Origin of the sequence: Arthrobacter sp. H5, assembly GCF_000520595.1 — a bacterium.
Taxonomy (GTDB): domain Bacteria; phylum Actinomycetota; class Actinomycetes; order Actinomycetales; family Micrococcaceae; genus Arthrobacter_D.
The window spans coordinates 1-24,912 of sequence record NZ_KI915013.1; the positions used below are offsets into that span (position 1 = coordinate 1).

A 24,912-nucleotide genomic window follows, 5' to 3' on the forward strand; every position below is an offset into this window, starting at 1 on the left:
GCCGGTATGGCCAGCGCTGACAGCGGGGACAACACGGAAACGCGTGTGGACGAGGTCGCCCAGGTGACCGACAACAACATCACCGATAGCGGCAACCTGTCGCTGGATAACATCCTCAACGATGGTCTTCTCGATATCGATGACGTTGCGAACGGTAACAACGTGCTCAACGGCATCGATCTTGATGTGTCGGATAACCTGAACGGCATTCTCAGCGGCAATGACACTGATGTTGACGTCGATCCTGACGTGGACAGCAATGTTGACGCTGATACCTCGACCGACAGCACCACTGACGGAGGTCAGGACAACGAGGGCCTGCTGGGCGGACTGCTCTAGCAACACCCTCTCCCCAAAGGTGTGGCACCTACCCCACAGGGTGGGTGCCACACTTGTGTCAAAGCATGGATGTCTGCCTATATCCCGCGACAGGGGCTCGGTTCAGGCAAGTCCCGTTTATGCCGAGTTGTTCACTGCAACCGAGGGCAGGGCATTCCCCGATGACAGCACCGCCATCAGGGAACGTCGCTCTGCGCCGCGTCCTTCAGCAGGTTGCGGGTGTCATATCCCGTCAGGAAAGCCTGGCGCTCAAGCGTCCGCACACTCTCCTTGACTGCCTTCACATAGGCGCCGTGGTTCCGGTAAAGGCTGTCGATCACGTCCTGGGACAGTGGCCGCTCGTATCCCGCGATGAAGCAGAACGACGCTCCGGTGGCAGTGCCGTACCAGGTGCTGGTCGGCGCATCGAGGAAGGGCGAGCGGAGGCCGCCCTGCACATTTCCGAACTCATCCAGCACCGGAGCACCATCGCGCACCACAATGGGGTCAGCGCGAGGTGGGGCAACACCCTCGCGCACCCAGAGATCGAGGTTCCTCAGCGCTGCATTGAAGAAGATGGAGCTGGGGAAGCGGCTCCTCGGCCCCTCGTTGCACGACGCCGGTGGAACGGCCCGGTCAGCGGCAATGATGTCCTCGGATGACGCCGAGAAGGTCAGTTCGTCCGGTGTTGCGTGGCCTGCGCCTGCCATCTCGTAGTGGCGGTACTGATCGTCTGGTTCGTCGCTGTCGGCACGGCGGGNGGGAGCCGATGCCGAGGAGGTAGTCGGACTGCGACATCATCCGCATGATCGGTACGCCAACGTCCTCAAACTGGCGGCGCGGGTCGTCGGCTGGCGGGGCCTGCTCGCATTGGTTCATAGGGTAGGCGCCGGCGAAGGCACCTCCGGCGACAGCGACAATATACGCGTCGTAGATCGGCTCTCCATCGGACTCGACAACCAGGGGGTGTACTCCGTTGATGTAGTTGACCAGGTAGCCGCCCGTCTGGGAGTAGCCAAAACCGTATGCGTGCTCGACGCGGGTGGTCTCAGACCCGTAGCGCAGCGGGTTGCTGGCGTTGCCGCTTTTGAGCCACGCCCCGACCTGGGAGTAAATATCCCAGATGAGGCCGTTCTCGGTAGTCCTTGAGGAATCGGATGCCACCGTGGCGCAGTTGTCCGGATCATCCAGCGCGAGCGGGTTCGCGAAGGACAGCGATGCGTACCGCTCGGGATCGAAGTTCTTCAGCGCCTCGACGGCGATCGGTTTGGCCGTGATCCCTACCCAGGCGTCGCCGCTCGCAACAATCTGCTCCTGCGCCATGGCCCAACCGATGTTGAGATCGAACAGGTTGCTCGGATTGAGCATCTCGACCACTACATTGCCGCTGAACTTTTGGCCCTTGGCCGGCTTCCGGACCAGTACGCGGGTGGTGTAGGGGGCATCGGCGGTGCGGATCTGGGCCGGGCCCGCGGTGGGCCATGTGTAGACGTTGGAGGTTCCGCTGACCAGGTACTCCTCTTCCACATAGCCGAGTTTTGCGAGGTCCTGCGGGACCTCCTGATGGTCTGCTGCGCCGAACGGGTAGGACTCAGCGCTTGAGGCGAGCGGTCCTTCTACGGCGGGAATCGGCGTTGCCCCGTTGAGTGACGCGGTCCGAGGTTGCGGCGGTGGGCCCACAGCTGTGGCTGGGACGGCTGATGCGCTGAGCCCGGTGAGGGCCAGGGAGAGTATCAGCAGGATGGATGTTCGGGAACGTGTTCTCATTGGTGCTCCTTCTCGGGACCGGGCTGCGCTGCCCGGCATGCTCCGCGGCACACCAGCTTCGGTGCCGTGCGCCCGTGCCGCGGCCTGTTGATCGTCAGGCAGCGAAGCATTTCGACAGTAAGTGTTGCTGTCCGGCAGGGTCAAGGGTGGCGCGCAAAAGTGCAACAACGTGCAAGTAGTTCTCCTGAGCAACCCTTTTCCTGAGCCCACCACCCCTGATGTGACAGGCAATCCGGTCCGAATAATCTACTCGTGTCACCCAAGGATGCGCAAGGTTTCGGTGGTCACTAAAAAATCTTCGTTCGAAGGGTTTGCCTACTTGAAGTGACACGTGTAGATTAGCGGGAAACGTAATGCGTGTCACACTGTTTCGCGTTTTAGGGGCCAACGAAGGCCCCGAACCAGATCGGAAGGGCATTTGATCATGACCGCACCCACCGCAGAGCGGACAACCCGGAGATCAGGGGTCCCACGAAAACGCCGCGACGACACGCGGCTGGCATTGCTGTTCATTTTCCCGGCAACCATCGGGCTGGTCGCCTTCTATTTCTGGCCGCTTGTTCGCGGAATCTGGCTCAGCTTCACGTCATGGGACCTATTGTCAGCAGCCGAGTTCGTGGGCCTGCAGAACTATGAGCGCATGCTCGTGGACCCGATCTTCTGGAATGCCGTGCAGGTCACGCTGTACTACGTTGTGGTCAACATCAGTGTCCAGACGGCCGCCGCCCTGCTGATTGCACTGCTCATGCAGCGGCTCGCCCAATCGACGATGGTCCGGTCGCTGATCCTGGCGCCCTATCTGGTCTCGAACGTCGTTGCCGCGCTCGTGTTCCTCTGGATCCTCGATTTCCAACTCGGGATCGGCAACCAGGTCCTGGAATGGCTTGGCCTGGGGCGGGTGGGATTCTTCACCACTGAAGAGTGGGCCATACCCACCATTGCCCTGATCAATGTATGGCGCCATATGGGCTACACGGCGCTGCTCATCTTCGCCGGGCTGCAGGCCATCCCCGGCAATCTCTACGAGGCCGCGAAGGTGGACGGCGCCTCCGAAACCAGGACGTTCTTCGGGATCACGCTTCCGTTATTGCGCCCCATCCTTGGGTTGGTGCTCATCATCAGCGTGATCGGCTCATTCCAGGTGTTTGACACGGTGTCCGTCACCACGGACGGAGGGCCGGTCAATGCCAGCCGCGTGCTGCAGGTCTACATCTACCAGAATGCGTTTGCCCAGTTCGACTTCGGGTATGCCGCGGCACTTAGCGTGGCCCTGCTCATCATTCTCATGATTGTCACCTTCTTCCAGTACCGGATCACGCGTGCCGGCCAAACGGACCTGAACTAGGAGAGCGCCATGTCGCAACCAACCGCAGAAGCACAGCTTGGCGCCGTCGTCGTCGCCTCTGAAAATCCCGAACCGCGCCGCGATCCGCCGCCACGGAACCGGCGAAAGATCACCCCGCGGAAGGTTCTGGGCTGGGTGGTGGTCGCCGTCGTCCTTGTCATCACAATCTTCCCCTTCTACTGGATGCTCCGCACCGCGCTGTCCAGTAACGCCGCCCTGTATGCGAATGCGACCTCGCTGCTCCCCGTTGACTTCAGCCTCGGCGGCTTCGAGCGGGTCTTTGGGCTGCAGTCCGCGGAGGAGGCAATCGCTGCGGGAGGCTCCGGGGCTGACATCGACTTCTGGCGCTATCTGGGCAACTCAGTTGTGGTGGCGACAGTGGTCACGGTGTCCCAGGTCTTCTTCTCCGCTCTGGCAGCGTACGCATTCTCCCGGCTGCAGTGGCGAGGACGGGAGCTGGTGTTCAGCTTGTTCCTGCTCTCGCTCATGGTGCCGCTGATCTTCACGCTGCTGCCAAACTTCCTGCTGGTGAAGGAACTCGGCCTGGTGGACACGCTGCTGGGGATCATGCTGCCCAATCTGTTCATGGCGCCCTTTGCGATCTTCTTTCTGCGGCAGTTCTTCATGAACGTGCCCAAGGAGGTGGAGGAAGCAGCGCTGATCGACGGAGCGGGCAAGATCAGGGTGTTCTTCACGCTCATCACCCCGATGTCCGCGGCACCGATCGCCACCATAGCGATCCTGACCTACATCACGGCGTGGAATGACTACTTCTGGCCGCTCATGGTCTCCTACTCGGACAGCTCGCGCGTGCTCACGGTAGCCCTGGGCTCATTCGCCGCGCAGACTCCGCAGACCGGCCCGGACTGGGCCGGACTGATGGCAGCAACGCTGGTGGCTGCGCTGCCCATGATCGTGTTGTTCGCCTGCTTTGCCAAGCGGATTGTCAATTCCATCGGCTTCAGCGGAATCAAGTGAGGGAAGAGGAAATGAAACACATGACAGGACCATCACGTTCCGCAGGACGACGACGCCGGGGGCTCGCCGGCGTCGCTCTGGCAACTGCCGCTGCGGCAGGTCTGGCCGGCTGTGGGGGAGGGCCGGCGTCCACCCCGGGCTCCACCGCTATTGATTACTGGCTGTGGGACTCGGTCCAGCTGCCCGGGTACACCAAGTGCGCAAACGCTTTCGAAGCCGAGAACCCGGACATCGACGTCAGAATCACCCAGTACGGCTGGGACGATTACTGGTCCAAGCTCACCGCCAGTTTCGTGGCGGAATCGGGGCCGGATGTCTTCACCAATCATGTGAGCAAGTATCCCGAATTTGTGCAGCGCGGAGTGCTGCTCCCGCTGGAGTCGCTGGAGGCCACCGCAAGCGTTGACCCGGCCGAGTTCCAGCCCGGGCTCGCTGAAATCTGGCAGGGTCCCGATGGTTCGCAGTACGGCATGCCGAAAGACTTCGACACCGTGGGCCTGTTCTATGACCAAGCCACCCTCGACGAGGCCGGCCTCGCGCAGGCCGACCTTCAGGACCTGACCTGGAACCCCGATGACGGCGGCACCTTCGAGGAGCTGCTCGCGCGGTTGACCGTGGATGCCAACGGCATCCGCGGCGATGAACCGGGCTTTGATCCGGACAACGTCGAGGTCTACGGGTTGGCCTCCGGTGGTTCCGGCGGGTACAACGGTCAAACGCAGTGGTCCTGGCTGGTGGGATCCACAGGCTGGACCTTCAACAACCAGGACACCTGGGGCAATGAGTACAACTTTGACGATCCGCGGTTCAAAGACACCATGGAGTGGTACTTCGGGCTTGTTGACAAGGGTTTCCTGCCGCCCTTCGGAATTGTGGGCGCCAACCCCAATGCTTCCCAGCAGGTAGGTGCGGGAACTGCCGCGCTTGCGGCCGACGGGTCGTGGATGATCCGCGTCTACAACGGGCTGGAGGGCGTGGACATGGGGATTACAAAGGTGCCGGCCGGACCCAGCGGCAAGCCGTCCTCCATGTACAACGGGCTGGGTGACTCGATCAGTGCCCAGTCTGAAAACCCGGAGGATGCGGCGCGGTGGGTGCACTTCCTCGGCTCGGACAAATGCCAGGTGATCATCGGCAAGGAGGGGACCGTGTTCCCTGCGCGGCCAGCGGGAACCGAAGCCGCCATGGAAACCTTCGAAGCCCAAGGCATTGATCCGACAGCCTTCACAGACCTGGTTGAAAACGACAACACACTGCTGTTCCCGGTGACCGACCACGGGGCAACCATCACCTCGATCATGCAACCGGTCATGGATGAGCTCTATATCGGAACCGAGGATGTCTCAGTGCTCGACGAGATCAACAGCAAGGTCAACGCGCTGTTCGAGTGATGCTGCTGGCCTTTGCGCACCCTAGCCGAGAACGACTTCGCCGGCGTCGGTGATCCGCCAGCCCGGGTTGTGCGCGATTTCCCAGACGACACCATTTGGGTCTCTTACATGTGCGTGGAAGATGCCGCCGAACAGTCCCTGCTGCGGCTTCAGCACGTTGGCTCCGGCGGAGGCCATCGCGTTAGTAGTGCGGTGGACCTCCTCCGGGCTTCCGACATTGTGCGAGAGCGTGATGCCAGAGATACCTGGCGCAGCGCCTCCTCCGAGGTCCTCGGCGAACTTGTCCGCGTCAAACAAGCCAAGAAGCAGACCAGGTGCCACCTGGTAGAAGATGATCTCACCGTCAACTTCAAGAGTTGCGTCCCAGCCGAGACCGTCGCGGTAGAAGCGGCGCGCCGTCTCAAGATCAGGTGTGGCGAGCGTAATGAAATGCAGTTGCTGGTCCATGCGGTTCCTCGGCGTCTTGACCTTACGAGGCCAAACGCTCACGGGCGGTGTGGCCAGAGCTGGTCGGTTCACGGACACGTTCGGGTGGGTTGATCTCGGCCCACACCGCATCGAGGGAGAGGCCGAGGACGTCGGCGATCGCCGCGATGGTGGGGAAGGCAGGGGTTGCTACGCGGCCCGTCTCGATTTTCCGCAGGGTCTCCCGTGAGACACGTGCATCGAGCGCGGTCTCAAGCATTGAACGGTCTCCCCTGGCGCTACGCAATAGGGCACCGAGGCGCTGTCCGCGCTCGAGGTCTGCGGGTGTAAGCGGCAATCTGACCATGACACCGATTATAGTACCGGGATACTATTACCGGGATAGTTATTGGTTGCATAAGAAGGGCGCCACATGATCGAAATTTTGAGCCCCGCCGAATTGACCCGAGCAAAAGGAACCGGCGCCTTGGTCGCTGACATCTTGCAGACAGTGAAGAGCCGAAGCACGGTAGGCACCAACCTCCTGGACATTGACCGGTGGACCAAGGCCATGATCGCCGAGGCCGGAGCGCAGTCCTGCTACGTCGACTACGCGCCGTTGGACGCGGGCCGTTTGGCCACTACATCTGCACGGCCGTCAACGACGCCGTATTGCACGGGCGGCCACACGACTACACGCTTGCCGACGGCGACCTGCTGACACTCGACCTCGCCGTCTCCAAACGCGGAGTCGCTGCGGACTCCGCCATCAGCTTCATTGTGGGCGACGCAAAGCCCGCGGAGAGCGTCGCGATGATCAGCGCAACCGAACGCGCATTGAGTGCAGGCATTGCCGCTGCCGGACCCGGAGCCCGCATGGGCGACATCTCACATGCCATCGGTTTAGTCCTCTCCGAGGCGGGGTATCCGATCAACACTGAGTTCGGAGGTCACGGCATCGGATCAACGATGCATCAGGACCCGCACATCGCAAACACCGGACGGCCCGGCCGTGGGTACAAACTGCGCCCCGGGCTGCTGCTCGCGCTGGAACCGTGGGTCATGGCGGATACCGCCGAACTTCGCACTGATGCCGACGGGTGGACGCTCCGAAGCGCGACAGGCTGTCGGACAGCACATAGCGAGCACACGATCGCTATCACCAGCGACGGAGCCGAGATTCTCACCTTGCCGAAGCAGGCGCATTCGTGAGGTCGGAGCCGCGGATGTCTTAGTGTCTCATTGCGCAGCTCCGGTGAATAGTGCGGCATATGGCAGGAACCTTTTAGATTCCCCCGGAACTTATAGGAAAACAGGCCGTCTACCCATAAGTTCGGCTCGTTTTCATAGGAAACCCTGCTGGGTGCCTGGAACGCTGCATGGCTCACGCCGATGTTGGTGGTGGATTCCCGGGGTCTGGTTGGCGCCGTCGTCGTCCTCCGAACGTAACGCCGATAGACGCCGCTGTCACGAGCGCGAGCGCAATGATCTCTCGCAGACCCAGCGCCTGGGCGAGCACGAGGAGCCCCGCGAGCGCGGCCATGGCCGGGCCAAGGGCGGAGAGCACCCCGAAGACGCGGGTGGAGAGTCGCCGCAGAGCGAGCATTTCCAGTGCGTAGGGGAGCGCGCTCGAAAGAAGCGCCACTCCGAGGAACACCGGGATCACCACGGGCGTCGCGAGGGCGCCGGTGATCGCCGCCGGCGCACCGAACGGCAGCACGATGGCGGCGCCGATGGCCATGGACACAGCCAGCCCGTCGACGCCGGGCACAAGCTTGCCCACCCGGGCGCTCGCGAGGATGTACACAGCCCAGAACGCGCCGGCGCCCAGCGCGAACAGGATGCCCGCGAGGGGCAGACCGCTGCCGCCGTCGAAACCCAAGAGCACGACGCCGGCAAAGGCGAGTAGCGCCCAGACAGCGTGGGAGAGGCGGCGGGTTTGTACGAGAGCTAGCAGGAGAGGGCCGGTGAACTCCAGCGTCACGGCGACGCCGATCGGGATGATTCCGATGGCCAGGTAGATCAGACTGTTCATCCCGGCCAGGGCAACCCCCAGCACCGCTGCTGCCGCCCACTGTCCGCGCGTCCAGTTGCGTACTTTTGGCCGCACCACCACAAGCAGTATGAGTGCGCCGAACAGCAGCCGCAGGAGTACTGCGCCAGTTGGCCCTACCGCGTCGAACTGTGTCCGGGCCAGCGCGGCGCCGAACTGGACGGACAGAACAGCCGCGAGCATCAGCACGGGTGCCGGGATGTGGGAAGTGCGCATGCTGAACATTCTCTAACGGGTGGTGTTGACGATGAAGCGCGTTGGACCAGCCGAGCTGGGAATTGACCTCTCCGATGGCAAGCCCCAGCCACTCTACCGCTGCGAGAGATCCTCACCAACGCGAAGGATACGCGCTATGACTACTTCACCGCGGGCATGTATATACTCAATGTATAGACAAAGGAGGAGTTGTGGTCATCACAAAAGTGTTCAGGAATAACCAGTCGCAGGCCGTGCGGATACCCAAGGCTTTGGAATGGCCGGAGAGCGTCAGCGAGGTAGAGGTAATCACCGATGGATCATCAAGGATTATCTCCCCAGTGGATATGGTTTGGGACTCTTGGTTCGCCGCGGATCCGGTGGATGAATCCTTCCCCGCGCGGGAGCAGCCTGATGACGAGTCGCGGCCAAACCTGTGACGCTGAGATACCTGCTCGACTCCAATACGCTCATACACGCAATTCGATACAAGCCCGATAACCTCCGGATTGCATTTAACGAGCACTCGGGTCGAATGGGAATGTCCACGGTTGTGCTGTCTGAGCTCGTGTTCGGTGCGGAGACCTCTTCCAGGGTGGAGGCAAATCTCCGCGTGGTCGAGGGACTGGCCGCGCGCCTGATAGCGCTGGATTTCGATGCGGCGGCCGCGCATCATACTGCGCAGATCCGGGCGGATCTCAAGCGTGCCGGTACGCCGATTGGGCCGTATGATTCCATGATCGCGGGCAACGCACGGTCCCGCGGGCTGGTGGTGGTGACCGACAACCTTCGGGATTTCGATCGGGTGCCCGGTCTTCAAACCGAGAATTGGCTCACGTAGACCTTCTGATAACGGACTGCACGTCGAAGAAGGGGAACCGAAATGCACAAGCGGACATTAGGGCGGGGGCTGGAGGTTTCCGCCGTCGGCCTGGGAGCCATGGGCATGTCGATGAGCTATGGCCCTAATCCTGGAGACCGGCAGGAAATGATCGGCGTGCTGCGATACGCAGTGGAGCACGGCGTGACCTTCATCGACACCGCTGAGGTTTACGGGCCTTATGCAAACGAGGAATTGGTGGGCGAGGCGATAGCGCCGATGCGCGATCAGGCGGTGGTCGCTACGAAGTTTGGATAGAACATTGTGGACGGCAAGATGCAGGGCACCGATTCGCGGCCGGAGCAGATCCGCCGGGTCGCGGAGGGCTCCCTCAAGCGGTTGGGTGGCGAAGCGATCGACCTGTTTTATCAACACCGTGTTGACCCTGCCGTTCCCATTGAGGAGGTTGCCGGCGCAGTCGGCGAGCTGGTCGCGGAAGGCAAGGTCAAGCACTTTGGGCTTTCAGAGGCGGGGGCCAGCACAATACGGCGGGCACACGCCGTGTTCCCCGTGACGGCGGTGCAGAGCGAGTACTCGCTGTGGACCCGCGACCCGGAACCCGAAGTGCTGCCAACCTGCGCGGAACTTGGCATCGGCTTTGTGCCGTTCAGCCCGCTGGGCAAAGGTTTCCTCACGGGCACAGTCAAGGCCAACACAACATTCGGAGCCGACGAAATCCGCGGCCGGGTGCCGCGTTTCGAAGCCGACAACCTGGCCGCCAACCAGTCGCTGGTCGACCATGTGCGCACCCTCGCAAAGAAGCGGGACGCAACTCCGGGCCAGGTGGCACTTGCCTGGCTGTTGACACAGAATCCGTTCATCGTCCCCATTCCGGGCACCCGGCGTCGTGAGCGCATCGATGAGAACGCGGCCGCGACCGCCGTCGCGCTTTCAACGGACGATGTCGCGGACCTGAACGGCATCGTTGAGCAGCTGGGAGTTGCGGGGGACCGCTACGACGAATCCGGCATGAAAATGGTTGGCCTCTGATCGCGGTCGCAGTCTGAACTAAGGGAACATGCCGACGCTGGAACCCTTGTTCTGCCGAGGGCCCCGACATAGCATCCAGTAATGGAGATCGTTGAGTACAGACCATCGCGGGATCAACTCGTGTACACCTTCGGTGGAGCGAAACCGGCGCTGACAGTCCAGCCGGGAACGGTACTCAAGCTCTGGTCTGAGGACGCCTTCAATCACGCGCTCACTTCCGTCGAAGACCTCTCAAGCGAGAAGGTGGACCTGCGCTTCGTCAATCCCCAGACCGGGCCCTTCTATGTTGCGGGCGCCGAACCCGGCGACACCCTCGTCCTCCATATTGTCGACCTGACGCCAGCCCGATCCTGGGGTGCTTCTGCCACCATCCCGTTCTTCGGAGGCCTAACCAGCACAGACCGAACCGCTCTGCTGCAGGAACCGCTGCCCGACACCACCTGGATCTACCATCTCGACACGGAGCGCAACACCGTGGGGTTCGAAGCTCGCTTCGGCGAATTTCGCATTGAGCTGCCGGTTGAGCCGATGCTTGGCACGGTAGGTGTTGCCCCGCCCGGCGGAGAAGTGCGTTCCTCACTGGTCCCCGAGCGTTTCGGGGGCAACATGGATTCCCCGGAGGTCAGAGCAGGAGCAACCATCTACCTGGGCGTCAACGTTGAAGGTGCCCTCTTCTCCATCGGTGACGGACACTACCGGCAAGGGGAGGGTGAAGCCTGCGGCACCGCAGTGGAGGGTGCGATGAATTCCACGCTGATTGTGGAACTGATCAAGGGAGGAGCCCCAGCCTGGCCACGAGTTGAGACGGACACTCACTGGATGGCAATCGGTTCCTCTCGTCCCATGGAAGACTCGTGGCGGATCGGCCAGATGGAGATGATCCGCTGGTTCGGTGAACTCTTCGGCCTGCACGCCATGGATGCTTACCAACTGCTCACCCAGACGGCTCAGGCTCCCATAGCCAACGCGGTCGATGCCAACTACAGCGTGGTGGTGAAGGCGGCCAAATCATTGTTTCCCCAAGCCAGCGCTTATGACGGCGTCCATGCCGAATTGCGAGATCGCAGCGCCGGAATCTAAGCAAGAAGGAAGGAATTTCATGGATCTGCAGGTTAGCGGGTTGACCGCTCTGGTCACCGGAGGCACCAAAGGCATAGGCCGCGCGATCGTTGAGACGTTCGCGGCCGAGGGCGCAAACGTCGCTTTCTGCGCGAGGAACGCCGACGACGTCGCAGCCACCCAGGAAGCTGTTGGCCGCGACAATGTGGTCGGCACACGCGTCGACGTCGGCGATGGTGGCGCTGTGGCCCGTTGGGTGAGTGACAGTGCGACGACGTTGGGCGGCATCGACATGGTGGTCAGCAATGTCAGTGCGCTGGCCATCCCCGATACCGAGGAGAACTGGGAAGCATCCCTGAATGTGGACCTCATGGGAACGGTGCGGTTGGTTAAGGCTGCAATGCCACACCTCGAGCGCAGCAACGTTCCCTCGATCACTGCAATCTCGAGCGTCTCCGGGCGGGAGGTGGACTTCGCCTCCGGACCATATGGAACGGCGAAATCAGCGATCATCGCCTACATTGCTGGTCTGGCTTTTCAGCTGGCTGAACAGGGAATCCGTGCCAACACCGTTTCTCCCGGCAATACCTACCACAGCGGCGGTGTGTGGGAGCTGATCGAGCGGGAGAATCCGGATTTGTTCACCATGGCGATGGGCCTCAACCCGACGCATCGTATGGGCACGCCGCAGGAGATCGCCGACACGGTTGTCTTCGTTGCCAGTCCCCGGTCAAGCCGGACGACGGGGGCCAATATTCTGGTGGATGGCGGCCTGAGCCGCGGAATCCAATTCTGATCACGGCCTCACCGATCGCCCTGGGATTTCCTTAGCTCCAGTAGCGGCGTAGAGTCGCCGCATGGCTGGCACACTGACACGTTCCCGTAACGGCAAAGTAATCGCTGGAGTCTGCGCAGCGATCGCCTCTGGCTTCGGCTTGCCCAAGTGGCTCGTCCGGCTCGGTTTCGTCATTTTCGGCTTAGTGGGCATTGGGGAACTGGTCTACATCATTCTGTGGATCGTGCTTCCCAAAGACCGCTGATTTAGGCCACCACCGTCAGTTTCAGGACCCCTGTGGCGAATCCAGCCCCGTCAGTTCCCCACGCCGTCGAGCAGCCAGCTGTAGCGCAGCCGAAGTGCCCGCTCCATGCTGGCAACCGCGGTCCCGGCCCCGAGCGCGATGTTGAGCCATAAGGGTAGGTGAAGGGGTGACTCGAAAGTCCCGATGCGCTCCGCTATGGGAGGTATCTGAGAGATCGGTCCGGCGATCTGCAGGAGGAGAAGAACCACGCCGATGATCAGCAGGATCACCGAGAACGAGCCGATCGAGCGGCTCAGCGCCGGATGCTCGCTGTCAAGGCGGGCGCGGCGCCCCTCGGCGGATTTCGGGTCCGGGGAGAGCTGATGCTCCGCACCACCGGCGGTGACGTAATGGCAGCGCTTGACTCCGACGGCGCTCATCGCCACCTCGACGGTGCCGCCCTGGACGGGGAAAGCGGCGGGGATCTTGGACTCGGCGTGATGCCTGTCATCGAGGTACAGATGAGCCTTGACCTCGCCGCCACTTTGGTTTCCCCAGTGCCGAAGGTCGACGGCGTACACCGTGCGGTGACCATCATCGTGGGACAGCCGAAGATAGAACAAGGCGCGCCCAAGCAGTTGCCACCAGCGGAAGCGTTTCAGCACCCGTCCATCCCCGGGCTTCACCCGTTTCGCCGCCCTGCTGCGCTGCCACTCCTGAAACACGTTTCGTTCTCCTCTCCAGCTCTCGGCCGAGTCCCGTTCTAACACACTGTGTTACTGCGTTCGGTGAAAGAGTATCACGGTGTACTAGTACAGTGTGATAGGAGGTTGAGATGGCTGAACAGGACGAGCGGCGCATGAGCAGCCGCGACAAGATCATCGCGGCGGCCATGGCGATGGTCGGGGAGAATGCGGGTGCGAAGCTCAGTGTGCGGGCGGTCGCGGCTCGGGCCGGGGTGAGTACGGGGTCGCTGAGATATCACTTCCCGACACAGCGCGCACTGCTGGACACGGCACTCGCGGGCATCTATGGCGTAGTGATGTCCGACGACAGAATTCACGACCAATCGGCTCCAGCCCGGGATCGACTGGTTGACTGTCTCCGGCAAGTACTCGCGCCCGCCGGCGTGGGGGAGCAGGCACGGGAGGGCTGGGGCAAGGTCTTCCAGATGTTCATCGCCCCGGAGCCGACCGCCGATTTACGCGCGGCGTATCTTGCCATCGAGGGGGAAGGGCGGCGCCGTGTCGAGTACTGGCTGACGGTCCTCACGGACGAAGGTGCACTGGCCGTCGGCGACAACTCACAACGTGCGAGCTTCCTGCTCACCGTTCTCAACGGGCTCTCGATCGAGCGGGCATTGCCGGCCGAAGACTCGATCCTGCAGTCCGAAACCGAAACCTTACACACAGCTGTCAGCTGCGTTCTGAATTCCCGAACCTGACGACCCGGCGGACGGGCGTGAGACCCATGCTGCTAGATTCTCGTCATGGTGACTACTACGGAAATCGAGTCTTTCTACGTCAACAGTGAGAAGGCCGGAGCGCTGATTCGCCGGCTTTCGGAGGGCCTCATCCAGACAACCCTTGTCTTCAAGAGTGAAGGCGGCGCCATCGTTCAGCTGTTCCAGGAGACTCATTTTTCAACCGACGTGTTGGATTGGGCCGAATATAAGTATGTCGACCATATGGAAGGCACCAGCGCTATAGTACGAGCCGCTGAGGAGCCCTTGCTGCGAAGTCGACCGGTGAAGCCAATACCGAGCTACGCCGCCCATCTGGTGCTGAAGGACTTTCTCGTCACCTCCGAATCTCGACGGGAATTCAGTCAATTCAGCGAAGGTGTCCCGCTGGCGCCAGCCCCTGCCGCCGTTGTTCGTCATGGGGCAGAGAGAGTTGAGACTCCGTGGGGATCGCCTGTGGCTTCGAAAGTAGTTTTAGAGGTCGATGGCCGCGAGGGGAACACCTTTTGGTGTGTTGATGGATCGGTAGTGAAGTCTGATTGGCAAGGGGCAACGTCCTACGCCACCGGAGATGTCGGGCTTGTTCTACAGGGCTTGGATGCTGAAGTTCAGTCGCTCCTGAGATCTGTCCTTTAAGGGGTCCGCGAAGAATCAGTCGGAAACTCCAGCACAGGCGTTAGGCTCCGGTTGCACCCGCCGCATTGAGGAATGTGAAGCCCGTGGCCGGTGGGTACGTGAAAGATGATTAAACCTGCGGCACTTCTCCGTCAGGAGACGCTTGCGGCATCGTGACCGATTATCTCTGAAATCTGAACAGTGCGGCCGGTTCTTGCCGCTTTCTGGGCTGCTTCAATGACGGCCAATGAACGTGCACCGTCGACCACGCTGACTTCGGGGATGGCGTCCCCCCGCACGACGTCAATGAAATGGCTCAGTTGGCGCGTATATGAATCTCCCAGGCCCTTAGGCTCAAAGCTCATACTCAACGGGTGGTGCCAGTTCGACGGGCCCTCATGGTGAAACTTTGCCATTTGGGGGAAGTCGAGTGCTCCACGAGTGCCGGCAATCCGATAACAGGAGAGAGAGGGGTTGAACGGAAATGCCGGGTCGTCCTCGGTCACCTGGTCCCAACCCCACGGAGCAACTACCGCATCGGAAATGATGAAGGAGCCCAGCGCACCGTTTTCGAATTCGACGATGACGCTGGCGGTATCTTCGACGGCGAACTTGCGGATGGCGTTACTGCTCTTCGCCTGAACCGAAACGATTTCCCCGCACAAATGACGGAATAGGTCCAGATCGTGGACCAAGTTAATCAACATCACGCCGGCACCGGGCACGGTCCGCCACGTTTGATCGAAATAGGTATCCGGCTTTTTGGTGAGCCAAGTGCCGCTGATCGCCACCAGCCTGCCCAGATCTCCTCGGGAAATTGTGTCTTTTGTGGCCTTGACCGCCGGGTGATGCCGCCGGTGATGGCCCATAAGGATTGGCGTCTCGCCGGCCCCGACGGCCCGGACAAGGTTGGCGGCTTCCGAGTAGGAGGTGGCGATTGGTTTCTCAAGCAGTGCAGGTAGTCCGGCGCTCAAGCAATCCAGTGCAGTGGGAACGTGAGATCCGTTGGGATTGGCGATAATTAACGCATCTACCCCGCCCGCATCGAGCAGCGTCCTATAGTCCTTGAAATGGGGAACACCGTACTGTTCTGCCAAAGCGGTAGTCGCCGGGTCGGCGACAGCGACAAGCTTTGTCAACCCATTTCGACCGATAATGTCGGCGTGTTTGCGACCCATGGCGCCTGCGCCGATGATTCCGATCCTGAGGGGAGCGTCGCCCACCCCGGATTCTGCAGGCACAGTGCTTGCTGGTGCTGCCCGGTCAGGATGGTATTGCGGCGACGACATCGATTTCCACCAGGATGTCGTAGAGATCCGATCCGACGGTTGTGCGGACGGGGTACGGGGTGGGGAAGAACTCTATGTAGGCCTCGTTGTATTCGGCAAAGTCTCGTTTGAGGTGCTGAAGGTGCGTGGTGACCTTAACGACGTCGGCAAAGGTAGCTCCGGCTTCGGTGAGGACCGCTTCGATATTGCTCAGAACTTGGCGGGTCTGCGCGGCAACCCCTTCAGGAACCTTGCCGGTGGCAGGATCCTGCGGTCCAAAACCCGCCGTATACAGGAAACCGTTGGCGATGATGCCCTGGTTGTAGGGTCCTGCCGGTGCCGGCGCGTTGGGAATGACGATTGCTTTCTTGGACACGATGACTCTCCTGTTTCAGTTTGATTGGTGGGGATAAGCGTTTGGAGGACTCAGGTACTAGTGACTGCTGTCAAGGACGGCCGCCCGAACCGTTTCTTCTACGATGCCGGCTTCACCGTCCCGGAGAAGATCCGGGCCAATCCAAAAGCCGTGGGCGGACCCATTGCGCAGGTCTGGATGTACCGCCACACGAGGCGATGCTTCATCGAGGGCGGCAAGTGTCCGCGCCGCGTGGGAGCAATCGGGTACTCCGACATAGAGTCGGGGGACCGGCTGTCCCGCTTCGTTGAGCAACTCCGTTTTGAGGACGATGCTATCGAGGTCCGTGAGCCCCTTCTCCCAAGAGTTGACTGTGGTCAGCCATTCCCGGTGCAAGGCGGCATGATCAAGGTTGACAAAACGCTCGACGGCGGCGACCAACCCTGCTATCTCCTCCTTGCCCGCTTTCATTGCGCGGGCCCAGCGTTGGAACGGGGCGCCATTCTGGCGGGCGGCTTCGATGATTTCTGGGTTGCCGACCATCAGGCCGCTGGCCTGGGGGCCGCGCAGGGCTTTGCCTCCTGAGAAAACGGCGATGTCCGCGCCCATATCGCGGGTGAAGTGCCAGAGGTTTTCTACCGGGGGTAGTTGTGCCGCGGCGTCGACAATGACGGGAACCCCCCGCAGCTTGGCGATGCGAACCACCTCGGGCAGTGGCAGTGCCACCTGCGGTAGGTGGGAGCCAGCCACATACAGAATGGCGGCCGTTTCCTCCGAGATGGCAGCTTCCAGCTCCCAGTCAAAGGTCTGCTGAATATTTCCAATTTGGCGGATGGTAACGCCCGACAGGGCTATGGCTGCGTCGTAGGGAATGCGGTGTGCGGCGTGCATGATCACCTCGCTTGGCGCATGTTCCCTGCCGGGAAATTCACGCAGGACACGGGGGTCCCCCTTGGTGCGGATGCCAAGCAGGGCGAGTATCAGGGCCGCGGCGCAGCCCGATGTCGCATAGGCAGCCTCGTTGTTGGTCAGCTCGGCGAGCCTCTTGCCGGCAGCGATATGAAGTTGATGCATGTCGACGAAAGATCCGGCGGCATCCCGCATGGCCTCCAACACCTCCTCCGGCATCAGTGAACCTCCCAAAGCGGTGAACGTCGTCGCGGCGTTGATGACCGGGCTTACTCCGAGGTCTGAGTAAAAGCTCATGATGCCTTTCGAAAGAAAATTAGCCGAGTTGGCGGGAAATGTTATCGGCGGTGGTCCGGATGTCATCGAGGTGTGCCGCTAGGTCATCCAGCGTGGCGACAACCTTGATCGAGGTGAGCGACAGTGCGCCCACGATACTGCGGCTTGAGTTGGTCACAGGCACCGCGATGCAGTTCACGAAGTCCTCGAACTCCCCGTCGTCAACCCCCCAGCCTTGGGACTGAATCAAATCCAGTTGTTCGTCGAGCGCTGCGCGGGACGTGATGGTTTGGGGTGTGAAAGCTGTCCATTCGGCATTTGCAAGAACCACGTCCCGACGTGCAGCGGAAAGTTGGCTCAAAATGGCCTTCCCCACGCCGGTGCAGTGCGGCAGCACAGTCTTGCCAATGCGCGAATACATTCTCACGCTGTCTCGTCCTTCGACCTTGTCGACGTACATGACCGTTGATTCCACCAGTTGGGCAAGATGAATGGTGTTTCCGGTTTTCGCCTGCAGTTTGCGGATTTCGTCATGGGCCACCGCCGGCAGATCCAGCCCATCGAGGGCTTGCTGGGCGATGGAGATTACCTTCGGGCCAATGCTGTAATGGCCGTTTGCCCGACGTAGTACAAAACCAGCGTCTTCAAACGTCTGCAGTTGGCGCAGAACTGTGGAGCGATGGACGTCGAAACGCCTGGCCGTGTCACTCAGACTTTTTGGCCCCTCGGCGAGGAAATCCAAGATCTCGATGGCCCGCTGCACTGCTTGAGACATGTAAACCCCTTATATACTGATTCCGCACTGATAATTTTGCACACGTATGTGCAGCATATGCAACATAAGCGAGAATGCGAAGTGAAACAGCATGGTCAGTTTAGTTTTACGGGGCGGCTCGGTGGTCGACGGTCTTGGCGGTCCGCGTTATTCAGCCGACGTCTGGATCAGTGACGGGCGCATTGCGGGAATAGTATCTCCTGGCGGCGCCGCCGAGGGCAGTGACATAGATGTGTCCGGGCTGGTTGTGGCGCCGGGATTTATCGATATGCATGCACACTCGGACCTGGCGGTGCTCGCTGATCGAAATCATGTCTCCAAGGCTGCGCAGGGCATCACTCTGGAGGTCGTCGGACAGGACGGTTTGGGCTACGCCCCGGTGACCGACGAGGTGATGGCGGCTACACGGCAGCAGATAGCCGGCTGGAACGGAACGCCGGAACTGGATTACTCCTGGCGCAGTATCGCGCAGTACCTCGATGAGGTTGACAAGGGTTGTGCTGTCAACGTCGCTGTCCTGGTGCCGCACGGCACCGCAAGGATGAATGTCATGGGCACGCAGTCGCGCGCAGCCACGCACGCCGAGCTCGAGCAAATTCGGGACATAGTGGCGCAGGGGCTGATGGAGGGGGCAATGGGTATGTCCACTGGTCTGACCTATACGCCTGGCATGTATGCCTCGGACGAGGAATTGGTCCACGCACTGGTCGCCGTCCGGCAGATCGGCGGCTACTACTGCCCGCATCATCGCAATTACGGGGCAGAGGTGGTCGAAGGGTATCGGGCCTGCATCGATATTGCCCGGGAGTCCCAAGTGCCACTTCACCTGGCCCATTGCCACGTGAACTTTCCGCAGAACAAGGGCCGCGCTGCCGAGGTGTTGGGGGCATTCGACCAGGCCATCGCAGACGGTATCGATATCACTTTGGACGCGTACCCGTATCTGGCTGGTGCAACCTATCTCGCCGCGCTATTGCCAAGCTGGGCGCATGAAGGTGGCAGGGCCGAGGTGACTGCGCTGTTGAGCGATGCACAGTCGCGGGCCCGGATCCTGCACGAGATTGAAGTTCACGGGTCTGACGGACATCACGGCGTCCCCATGGATTGGCAAACCATCGTCATCGCTTCCACTCAGGATCCGCGCAATGCAGATGCAGTCGGAATGACGGTGACGGAACTTGCTGCCGCGCGGGGCCTACCGGCAGGAGAGGCGTTCCTGGACCTGCTGCTTGCGGATGATTTCGGCGCCGGCTGCCTGGTTCAGGTCGGCAATGAGGAAAATGTTCAGGCGGTCATGCGTCATGGGGCCCACACCGTGGGCAGTGATGGAATTCTTGTGGGCGAAAAGCCGCACCCCAGGGGTTGGGGCACCTTTCCACGGTTCCTCGGGCACTACGTCCGCGAGCTCGGCGTCCTCAGCCTGGAGGAAGCCGTGCTTCACGCGACATCCCGCCCCGCGCGCCGCCTGGGGCTGACTGACCGTGGTGTCGTGTCGGAAGGCAACTGGGCGGATCTCGTGATTTTTGATCCAGACCGGATAGCGTCGCGAGCCACCTATGACCATCCGAAGCTCTCTCCGGATGGTATCCACTATGTCTTCGTCAATGGCGAGGCCACGATCAACCAGGGCGTGCGGACCGCCGCCGTACCCGGCAGGGCAGTCCGGCGAACGGTCATGAAGAAATCGAGCAGTCTGGAGGGCAAACCTCCGCCGTTGCTTTGTCTCGGCGAGACCATGGTGCTTCTGACGGCCGATGACGGACCGCTGGAGGAAAACAGCCACGTGGGCATCCACGTGGGCGGTGCCGAGAGCAACGTGGCAAGCGGTCTTGCCCATCTCGGTCATGAGGTGGAATGGTTCAGCAGGGTTGGCGACGATCCCTTCGGACGGATTATCCTCGATTTTCTTCGTGCCCGCGGAGTGCGGCTGGATACCGTCGAGGTGGATGACGCTCGGTCTACCGGCATCTATTTGAAGAACAGGGAAGCCAACGCCAGTCGGGTCTTCTACTATCGATCCGGATCTGCCGCGTCGGCCATGGGCCCCACTGACTTGCCCTCCCTGTTCCTGCACAAACGGTCCCTGTGCCACGTATCGGGCATTACGCCTGCGCTATCGGCGACAGCCAATGATCTGATGCAGCAGCTTGTTATAGACCGGACAGTTCCCCAACTTCTGGTGAGTTTCGACGTCAACTACCGGCCTGCTCTCTGGCCCCGGTCCGAGGCCGCACCTCGCCTGCTTGAGCTGGCACGCGGCGCGGACATCGTAGTAGTCGGCCGTGACGAGGCAGAGGTGCTGTGGGGAACCGAGCGGCCCGAGGACATACGGGAGATTCTCCCCGATACACCTCAGCTGGTGGTCAAAGACGCCGCGGTAGGGGCAACGCACTTCACGGGGGACACGGAGACATTCCAGCCCGCGCTCAAGGCGGAAGTGGTGGATCCAGTGGGTGCGGGGGACGCCTTCGCCGCTGGATTTCTTTCCGGGATGGTGCGTCAGCTTGGAGTGCCGCGGGCGCTGCGGTTGGGGCACCTTATGGCAGGCCTGACGTTGCAGCATGTCAGCGACCTGCCTGCGTTGCCGTCCGCCGAGTCAATATTGTCCATCAGCGACGTCAGCGCCGAGGACTGGGCCAACATTTCGCTGAGCAGCCATCATTTAGATGATCTACAAACTCTCTTACCGAAAGGACCTGCACATGTCGGCTGACATCGACGTACTTATCCAAGGACAACCGGTCATGGCGATTCTCCGGAACATGGATGCCAAACGGGCGGTTGAGTTGGCGTCCAGAGCATGGGATCTCGGCATCGATTTGGTTGAAGTGCCGATCCAGTCTCCTGACGCGATTCCTTCCCTGGAAGCAGTCGTCAGAGCAGGCGCAGAACGCGGCAAAGCCGTTGGCTCCGGAACCATCGTCACGGCGGAGCAGGTCCGGGTCAGCCGCGACGCGGGAGCCGCCTTCACCGTGGCACCAGGATTGGATGAAGAAGTAGTTAGGTTGTGCAGGGAGGACGGGATGCCCCATCTGCCTGGAGTATCAACTCCCAGCGAGATTCAGGCGGCGGTCCGTCTAGGTTGCCACGTGGTCAAGGCCTTTCCGGCGTCCGTTCTGGGTACCGAATGGTTCAAGGCGATGCAGGGGCCATTCCCGGCAGTGACTTTCGTTGCCACCGGCGGCATCGATGCATCGAATGCCGCAGCCTTTCTGCAGGCAGGGGCGCGCACCGTGGCCGTCGGCTCCGCCCTCGCAGATGAACGTCAACTGGACCTTATTGCCGAAATCATCGCCGGCAGACTGACAACCGGAAACTGAAGTTGACGTGAGAAGCCGAACTCTTACGGTTTCGGCCGCCCAACTTGGACCGATTCCTCTGTCCGCAACTCGCGCCGAAACTCTGGCACGCCTGATCAAACTGCTCGAGGAAGCCGCGCTGGAAGGAACGCAGTTGGTGGTCTTCCCGGAAGCCGCGTTGACTCCCTTTTTCCCTCATTGGCTTGTGCGCGATCATGATGAACTCCACAGCTATTACGACAAGAACCTGCCGGGGACGGATACCCAAGCGCTTTTTGACGCAGCCCGTGAACTGCAAATGGCTTTTGTCCTGGGCTATGCGGAACGGGCCGAGGACAATCGCCTGTTCAATACCGCGGTGTTGGTCGATGAGAACGCCAACATCATTCACCGCTATCGAAAGATCCACCTTCCCGGATTCGATGCCGTTCAAAAGGACGCACCGTTTCAAAACCTGGAAAAGCGGTACTTCGAGGTAGGAAATCTTGGTTTCGGCGTGCAGTCCTGGCGCAAGACAAAGATTGGACTGGCCATCTGTAATGATCGACGGTGGGCTGAAACTTATCGGGTGTTGGCTCTTGGAGGTGCCGAACTAGTCTGCCTGGGATACAACACGCCAGCGTCCACGCCGCATCTGCCTGAAAGCGACAGACTTGTTGATTTCCAGAACCATTTGTCGATGCAGGCCGGTGCCTACCAGAACTCGATGTGGGTTATCGGAGTGGCCAAGGCAGGTACTGAAGAAGGGGTAAGCCAGATAGGCGGCAGCGCCATCAATGCCCCTTCCGGCGAAATTGTTGCCGTGGCTAGGACACTCGGTGATGAACTGGTGACAACAGACATCGATCTGGACATGGTCACCCGGTACCGACGTGATGTTTTCAGCTTTTCCCAGCATCGACGGCCCGAACACTACCGGAGTATCACAGAGCCCGTCGCCCGATAATTTTCTCTGGAGATCCTCGCGCTACGCTGCCACAGCTGTTTCAGAACGTCACACCGCAGCGCAACACCACGTTCGCATATGCCGTGGCCTCGCCGGTCCGGATGATCAACCGCGCGGACGGCAGGAGCGCTTTCAGCTCCTCGTGTGTCACGTACGACGGCGAAAGCCCCTCTGCACGGACAGTCGCTTCGACGACGCTTCCGGACGCTTCGGAGGCGATCATGGACGCTTCAATATCGACGTCGGCAAGCACCGCCCGCAGCACGTCGGCAAAGCGCGGGATCCCCTTCACCAGCGCGAGGTCGACGACGGCGGCCGAGTCAGGCAGCGGCAGCCCACAGTCCGCAATCACCACCAGGTGCCCATGCCCTAGGCCACCGAGCGCGGCATTCAGAGGACCGTTCAGTAGACCGTTCTTCTTCATGCGTCGACTCCCTGCGGAGATGCGGCCGGAATTGAAGGAAGCGAATCGTCCAGCGACGGATAGGACGGCTGCGCGCCCTCGGCCCCGACGGCGAACGCGCCCACCCGCACAGCGACGCGGACGGCGTCGGGCAGTGAATCCCCAGCGACCAGCCGGGCAGCCAACGCGCCCACAAACGCGTCCCCGGCCCCGGTGGTGTCGACCACCGGAACCGACGGCGCGGACACCGACAGCACACCGGATGCGGTAGCCAGCAGCGCCCCGGACCCGCCCAGAGTCATCACCACCGACCCGAATCCGCAGGAGAACAACGCAGAAGCAGTCTCCGAGTGATCGGAAGGAGCCGCAGCACCGGTCAGTTGCGCGAGCACCAGCGCGCCCTCGTGTTCGTTGACCACCAGCGGGTCCGCACGCAGCAGCGTGGCACGGTCCAGTTCGATCACGGGCGCCAGGTTAATCAGCACCCGCGTACGCTCACCAAAAGGCGTCGCTGAAACCGCAGCGGCAACCGAAGCGGCAGGGATCTCACCCTGCAGCACCAGCACACCGGCGTCGGCAATCAGCTCCGCGGCCGCGGAAACCAGCGCAGGCGTCACTGCGGCGTTCGCGCCGGGAATGACGACGATAGTGTTCTCGCCGTCGTCGTCGACCTCCACAATGGCGACGCCGGTGGAGACCTCCGCGCGCTGCACAGAAGAAGTATCAACACCCGCCGCGCGAAGGCCGGAGAGCGCGACGTCGGTGTAGGCGTCCTGCCCCACCGCGCCGATCATGGTGGTCGGGGCACCGAGCTTCGCCGCGGCCACGGCCTGGTTGGCGCCCTTGCCGCCGGGCATCACCGTCATGGTCCGGCCCAGCAGGGTTTCCCCCGGCTGTGGGTGGCGTTCCAGTGTTACTACGAGGTCGGCGTTGATAGACCCTACGACGACGACGCCCGGCGGCTTTGCACTCATTCGGTGAATTCTCCGACGTTGTCGGCGTTCACGGTGGTGACGGGAACAGGGATGGTCTCTTCGACTGTTTCGCCGGCGAGAAGCTGCTCCAGCACTTCGACAGCCTGCTTGCCCAGTTCGGCAGGCTGCTGCGCGATGGTGGCGGTCATGGTGCCCGCCTCGATGGCGGCGAGGCCGTCTTCGGTGCCGTCGAAGCCCACCACGCTGACCTCGGTACCCGCGCTGTCGCCGAGGGCCTGGATAGCGCCGAGTGCCATTTCGTCATTCTCGGCGAAAATGCCGGTGACGTCGGGGTTGGCCTGGAGGAGGTTGGTGGCAACGTTGAGGGCTTCGGCGCGGTCAAAGTTGGCGGTCTGCATGGCCACAACCTCAATGTCCGGATACGCCGCCATGCCTTCCTCGAAACCGGCGCCGCGGTCGCGGCTGGCGGAGGTTCCGGCAACGCCCTGCAGCACGATGACCTGGCCTTCCTCGCCCATGGCGGCGGCCAGTTCGTCCGCCGCCTGCTTGCCGCCGGCCACGTTGTCGCTGGAGACGAGCGACTGCACTTCGGCACCGTTCACGGCGCGGTCGACGGCGACAACCGGAATGTCCGCTTCGATCAGTGGAGCAACCGAGGCGGCTGCGGCGTCGGAATCGACCGGGTTGATCAGCACGGCGTCCGTGCCGCTGGTGGCAGCCGTGGCCAGTTGGTTGGTCTGGGTGGCGGAGTCGTTTTGTGCGTCGACAACCTCCAGCTCAATGCCAGCGGCCTCAGCGGCTTCCTCGGCGCCGTCGCGCAGTTCTACGAAAAACGGGTTGTTCAAGGTGGATAGAGCCAGGGTGGCCGAAGCTGAGCCCTCGGCTGATTCGTCGCCGCCACGGTTACAGGCGGTCGCGGTCAGGGCCAGCGCCACGGTCATGGTCAGCACAGCTGCTGTGCGGGGAGAAGTGAACTTCATTGTTGTTTCCTTACTCGGTTGGTTGTTGGGACGGGGAAAAGTTAGTGCGGCGCGTTCTTGCGGCGCAGGGAGTCGATTCCGACGGCGACGGCGATCACCACGCCAATCACCACCTGCTGCCAGAACGAGGAGACATTCAGGAGGTTCAGCCCGTTGCGGATGACCACCAGCACCAGCGCGCCGACCAGCGTGCCGCTGATGCGGCCCACTCCGCCGGCCAGTGATGCACCACCGATAACGACGGCGGCAATCGCGTCCAGCTCGTAGCCCGCCGCGGCCTGTGGCTGGG

Annotated in this window: 26 protein-coding genes and 4 pseudogenes; 16 read left to right on the forward strand and 14 right to left on the reverse strand. The window is 61.6% G+C overall.

Features of this window, described 5'->3' with window-relative positions; genetic code table 11:
• Window positions 1-339 (forward strand): annotated as a pseudogene (locus Y708_RS29980) (hypothetical protein); the annotation flags it as partial.
• A gap of 176 nt (window positions 340-515) precedes the next feature.
• On the opposite strand, the gene Y708_RS31560 reads toward Y708_RS29980, so the two are convergent.
• Window positions 516-1,028 (reverse strand): alpha/beta hydrolase domain-containing protein, encoded by a 513-nt coding sequence (locus tag Y708_RS31560; protein WP_028280820.1) that lies wholly within the window; start codon window positions 1,026-1,028, stop codon window positions 516-518.
• A complete protein-coding gene (locus tag Y708_RS31185; RefSeq protein ID WP_028280821.1) occupies window positions 955-2,085 on the reverse strand; it encodes an alpha/beta hydrolase domain-containing protein in 1,131 nt (376 codons plus the stop codon). The genes Y708_RS31560 and Y708_RS31185 overlap by 74 nt, the downstream gene beginning before the upstream one ends.
• Before the next feature lie 424 nt (window positions 2,086-2,509).
• On the opposite strand from Y708_RS31185, the gene Y708_RS0116800 reads away from it, so the two are divergent.
• From Y708_RS0116800 to Y708_RS0116810, 3 genes are read left to right on the forward strand one after another with little or no spacing between them, the layout of a single operon-like run.
• Window positions 2,510-3,430, forward strand: a complete 921-nt coding sequence (locus Y708_RS0116800; RefSeq protein ID WP_028280822.1) for a carbohydrate ABC transporter permease — start codon at window positions 2,510-2,512, stop codon at window positions 3,428-3,430.
• Between the two features lie 9 nt (window positions 3,431-3,439).
• Window positions 3,440-4,408 carry a carbohydrate ABC transporter permease gene (locus Y708_RS0116805; protein WP_028280823.1) on the forward strand — a complete coding sequence of 323 codons (969 nt, stop codon included), beginning with the start codon at window positions 3,440-3,442 and terminating at the stop codon, window positions 4,406-4,408.
• Window positions 4,409-4,428: 20 nt separating this feature from the next.
• Window positions 4,429-5,799, forward strand: a complete 1,371-nt coding sequence (locus tag Y708_RS0116810; RefSeq protein WP_028280824.1) for an ABC transporter substrate-binding protein — start codon at window positions 4,429-4,431, stop codon at window positions 5,797-5,799.
• A 21-nt stretch (window positions 5,800-5,820) separates the two neighbouring features.
• Here Y708_RS0116810 and Y708_RS0116815 read toward each other — a convergent pair whose 3' ends face one another.
• Complete coding sequence (locus tag Y708_RS0116815) at window positions 5,821-6,246, reverse strand: VOC family protein (protein WP_028280825.1); 426 nt, start codon at window positions 6,244-6,246, stop codon at window positions 5,821-5,823.
• A 22-nt stretch (window positions 6,247-6,268) separates the two neighbouring features.
• Entirely contained in the window at window positions 6,269-6,571 is a 303-nt protein-coding gene (locus Y708_RS0116820) for a helix-turn-helix transcriptional regulator (RefSeq protein ID WP_028280826.1), read from the reverse strand.
• A 66-nt stretch (window positions 6,572-6,637) separates the two neighbouring features.
• On the opposite strand from Y708_RS0116820, the pseudogene map reads away from it, so the two are divergent.
• Window positions 6,638-7,416 (forward strand): annotated as a pseudogene (map, locus tag Y708_RS25875) (type I methionyl aminopeptidase).
• A 172-nt stretch (window positions 7,417-7,588) separates the two neighbouring features.
• Here map and Y708_RS0116830 read toward each other — a convergent pair.
• Window positions 7,589-8,473: an EamA family transporter gene (locus tag Y708_RS0116830; protein ID WP_253905856.1), complete on the reverse strand. Its 885-nt coding sequence runs from the start codon at window positions 8,471-8,473 to the stop codon at window positions 7,589-7,591.
• Between the two features lie 191 nt (window positions 8,474-8,664).
• Here Y708_RS0116830 and vapB point away from each other — a divergent pair, with 191 nt between their 5' ends.
• From vapB to Y708_RS0116860, 6 genes and pseudogenes are all read left to right on the forward strand, one after another.
• A complete protein-coding gene (gene vapB / locus Y708_RS0116835) occupies window positions 8,665-8,892 on the forward strand; it encodes a type II toxin-antitoxin system VapB family antitoxin (protein ID WP_028280828.1) in 228 nt (75 codons plus the stop codon).
• Window positions 8,889-9,293, forward strand: coding sequence for a tRNA(fMet)-specific endonuclease VapC (vapC, locus tag Y708_RS0116840; protein ID WP_028280829.1), 405 nt, complete (start codon window positions 8,889-8,891; stop codon window positions 9,291-9,293). The genes vapB and vapC overlap by 4 nt, the downstream gene beginning before the upstream one ends.
• A 42-nt stretch (window positions 9,294-9,335) precedes the next feature.
• A pseudogene (locus Y708_RS25880) lies at window positions 9,336-10,322 on the forward strand (aldo/keto reductase).
• A gap of 81 nt (window positions 10,323-10,403) precedes the next feature.
• On the forward strand, window positions 10,404-11,402 hold the full coding sequence (locus tag Y708_RS0116850) for an acetamidase/formamidase family protein (protein WP_028280830.1): 999 nt from the start codon (window positions 10,404-10,406) through the stop codon (window positions 11,400-11,402).
• Window positions 11,403-11,421: 19 nt separating this feature from the next.
• On the forward strand, window positions 11,422-12,177 hold the full coding sequence (locus Y708_RS0116855; RefSeq protein ID WP_028280831.1) for an SDR family NAD(P)-dependent oxidoreductase: 756 nt from the start codon (window positions 11,422-11,424) through the stop codon (window positions 12,175-12,177).
• A gap of 61 nt (window positions 12,178-12,238) precedes the next feature.
• Window positions 12,239-12,421, forward strand: a complete 183-nt coding sequence (locus Y708_RS0116860; RefSeq protein WP_028280832.1) for a PspC domain-containing protein — start codon at window positions 12,239-12,241, stop codon at window positions 12,419-12,421.
• A 50-nt stretch (window positions 12,422-12,471) separates the two neighbouring features.
• On the opposite strand, the gene Y708_RS0116865 is transcribed toward Y708_RS0116860, so the two are convergent.
• Complete coding sequence (locus Y708_RS0116865) at window positions 12,472-13,125, reverse strand: hypothetical protein (protein WP_028280833.1); 654 nt, start codon at window positions 13,123-13,125, stop codon at window positions 12,472-12,474.
• Between the two features lie 110 nt (window positions 13,126-13,235).
• On the opposite strand from Y708_RS0116865, the gene Y708_RS0116870 reads away from it, so the two are divergent.
• Window positions 13,236-13,844 (forward strand): TetR/AcrR family transcriptional regulator, encoded by a 609-nt coding sequence (locus tag Y708_RS0116870; protein ID WP_035776704.1) that lies wholly within the window; start codon window positions 13,236-13,238, stop codon window positions 13,842-13,844.
• A gap of 45 nt (window positions 13,845-13,889) precedes the next feature.
• Window positions 13,890-14,498: a hypothetical protein gene (locus Y708_RS0116875; RefSeq protein ID WP_028280835.1), complete on the forward strand. Its 609-nt coding sequence runs from the start codon at window positions 13,890-13,892 to the stop codon at window positions 14,496-14,498.
• 131 nt (window positions 14,499-14,629) lie between these two features.
• On the opposite strand, the gene Y708_RS0116880 is transcribed toward Y708_RS0116875, so the two are convergent.
• From Y708_RS0116880 to Y708_RS0116895, 4 genes are read right to left on the reverse strand one after another with little or no spacing between them, the layout of a single operon-like run.
• Window positions 14,630-15,718, reverse strand: coding sequence for a Gfo/Idh/MocA family protein (locus tag Y708_RS0116880; protein WP_028280836.1), 1,089 nt, complete (start codon window positions 15,716-15,718; stop codon window positions 14,630-14,632).
• Between the two features lie 22 nt (window positions 15,719-15,740).
• Window positions 15,741-16,121 (reverse strand): RidA family protein, encoded by a 381-nt coding sequence (locus tag Y708_RS0116885; protein WP_028280837.1) that lies wholly within the window; start codon window positions 16,119-16,121, stop codon window positions 15,741-15,743.
• Between the two features lie 57 nt (window positions 16,122-16,178).
• The gene (locus tag Y708_RS25885) at window positions 16,179-17,306 is read right to left on the reverse strand and encodes an aminotransferase class V-fold PLP-dependent enzyme (RefSeq protein ID WP_051479101.1); all 1,128 of its coding nucleotides are present in this window, start codon (window positions 17,304-17,306) and stop codon (window positions 16,179-16,181) included.
• A gap of 19 nt (window positions 17,307-17,325) precedes the next feature.
• Entirely contained in the window at window positions 17,326-18,060 is a 735-nt protein-coding gene (locus Y708_RS0116895; RefSeq protein WP_028280838.1) for an IclR family transcriptional regulator, read from the reverse strand.
• A 91-nt stretch (window positions 18,061-18,151) separates the two neighbouring features.
• Here Y708_RS0116895 and Y708_RS31565 point away from each other — a divergent pair, with 91 nt between their 5' ends.
• From Y708_RS31565 to Y708_RS0116910, 3 genes are read left to right on the forward strand one after another with little or no spacing between them, the layout of a single operon-like run.
• Complete coding sequence (locus Y708_RS31565; protein WP_081746921.1) at window positions 18,152-20,773, forward strand: PfkB family carbohydrate kinase; 2,622 nt, start codon at window positions 18,152-18,154, stop codon at window positions 20,771-20,773.
• Window positions 20,763-21,380, forward strand: coding sequence for a bifunctional 4-hydroxy-2-oxoglutarate aldolase/2-dehydro-3-deoxy-phosphogluconate aldolase (locus tag Y708_RS0116905; protein ID WP_028280839.1), 618 nt, complete (start codon window positions 20,763-20,765; stop codon window positions 21,378-21,380). The genes Y708_RS31565 and Y708_RS0116905 overlap by 11 nt, the downstream gene beginning before the upstream one ends.
• Window positions 21,381-21,387: 7 nt before the next feature.
• A complete protein-coding gene (locus tag Y708_RS0116910) occupies window positions 21,388-22,305 on the forward strand; it encodes a nitrilase-related carbon-nitrogen hydrolase (protein ID WP_028280840.1) in 918 nt (305 codons plus the stop codon).
• A gap of 40 nt (window positions 22,306-22,345) precedes the next feature.
• On the opposite strand, the gene rbsD is transcribed toward Y708_RS0116910, so the two are convergent.
• From rbsD to Y708_RS28625, 4 genes and pseudogenes are all read right to left on the reverse strand, one after another.
• Window positions 22,346-22,729 carry a D-ribose pyranase gene (gene rbsD / locus Y708_RS0116915; protein WP_028280841.1) on the reverse strand — a complete coding sequence of 128 codons (384 nt, stop codon included), beginning with the start codon at window positions 22,727-22,729 and terminating at the stop codon, window positions 22,346-22,348.
• Complete coding sequence (locus tag Y708_RS0116920; RefSeq protein ID WP_028280842.1) at window positions 22,726-23,682, reverse strand: ribokinase; 957 nt, start codon at window positions 23,680-23,682, stop codon at window positions 22,726-22,728. Before Y708_RS0116920 ends, rbsD begins: the two co-directional genes overlap by 4 nt.
• Window positions 23,679-24,623 (reverse strand): substrate-binding domain-containing protein, encoded by a 945-nt coding sequence (locus tag Y708_RS0116925; protein WP_028280843.1) that lies wholly within the window; start codon window positions 24,621-24,623, stop codon window positions 23,679-23,681. Before Y708_RS0116925 ends, Y708_RS0116920 begins: the two co-directional genes overlap by 4 nt.
• A gap of 41 nt (window positions 24,624-24,664) precedes the next feature.
• Window positions 24,665-24,912 (reverse strand): annotated as a pseudogene (locus tag Y708_RS28625) (ABC transporter permease); the annotation flags it as partial.

Bases quoted from the DNA above. Each gene is read 5' to 3' on its own strand.
- Y708_RS31560 (WP_028280820.1), bottom strand. From the start codon at position 1,028: ATGGCAGGCGCAGGCCACGCAACACCGGACGAACTGACCTTCTCGGCG.
- Y708_RS0116800 (WP_028280822.1), top strand. From the start codon at position 2,510: ATGACCGCACCCACCGCAGAGCGGACAACCCGGAGATCAGGGGTCCCA.
- Y708_RS0116805 (WP_028280823.1), top strand. From the start codon at position 3,440: ATGTCGCAACCAACCGCAGAAGCACAGCTTGGCGCCGTCGTCGTCGCC.
- Y708_RS0116810 (WP_028280824.1), top strand. From the start codon at position 4,429: ATGACAGGACCATCACGTTCCGCAGGACGACGACGCCGGGGGCTCGCC.
- Y708_RS0116815 (WP_028280825.1), bottom strand. From the start codon at position 6,246: ATGGACCAGCAACTGCATTTCATTACGCTCGCCACACCTGATCTTGAG.
- Y708_RS0116820 (WP_028280826.1), bottom strand. From the start codon at position 6,571: ATGGTCAGATTGCCGCTTACACCCGCAGACCTCGAGCGCGGACAGCGC.
- Y708_RS0116830 (WP_253905856.1), bottom strand. From the start codon at position 8,473: ATGCGCACTTCCCACATCCCGGCACCCGTGCTGATGCTCGCGGCTGTT.
- Y708_RS0116850 (WP_028280830.1), top strand. From the start codon at position 10,404: ATGGAGATCGTTGAGTACAGACCATCGCGGGATCAACTCGTGTACACC.
- Y708_RS0116855 (WP_028280831.1), top strand. From the start codon at position 11,422: ATGGATCTGCAGGTTAGCGGGTTGACCGCTCTGGTCACCGGAGGCACC.
- Y708_RS0116860 (WP_028280832.1), top strand. From the start codon at position 12,239: ATGGCTGGCACACTGACACGTTCCCGTAACGGCAAAGTAATCGCTGGA.
- Y708_RS0116870 (WP_035776704.1), top strand. From the start codon at position 13,236: ATGGCTGAACAGGACGAGCGGCGCATGAGCAGCCGCGACAAGATCATC.
- Y708_RS0116875 (WP_028280835.1), top strand. From the start codon at position 13,890: ATGGTGACTACTACGGAAATCGAGTCTTTCTACGTCAACAGTGAGAAG.
- Y708_RS25885 (WP_051479101.1), bottom strand. From the start codon at position 17,306: ATGAGCTTTTACTCAGACCTCGGAGTAAGCCCGGTCATCAACGCCGCG.
- Y708_RS0116895 (WP_028280838.1), bottom strand. From the start codon at position 18,060: ATGTCTCAAGCAGTGCAGCGGGCCATCGAGATCTTGGATTTCCTCGCC.
- Y708_RS31565 (WP_081746921.1), top strand. From the start codon at position 18,152: ATGGTCAGTTTAGTTTTACGGGGCGGCTCGGTGGTCGACGGTCTTGGC.
- Y708_RS0116905 (WP_028280839.1), top strand. From the start codon at position 20,763: ATGTCGGCTGACATCGACGTACTTATCCAAGGACAACCGGTCATGGCG.
- rbsD (WP_028280841.1), bottom strand. From the start codon at position 22,729: ATGAAGAAGAACGGTCTACTGAACGGTCCTCTGAATGCCGCGCTCGGT.
- Y708_RS0116920 (WP_028280842.1), bottom strand. From the start codon at position 23,682: ATGAGTGCAAAGCCGCCGGGCGTCGTCGTCGTAGGGTCTATCAACGCC.
- Y708_RS0116925 (WP_028280843.1), bottom strand. From the start codon at position 24,623: ATGAAGTTCACTTCTCCCCGCACAGCAGCTGTGCTGACCATGACCGTG.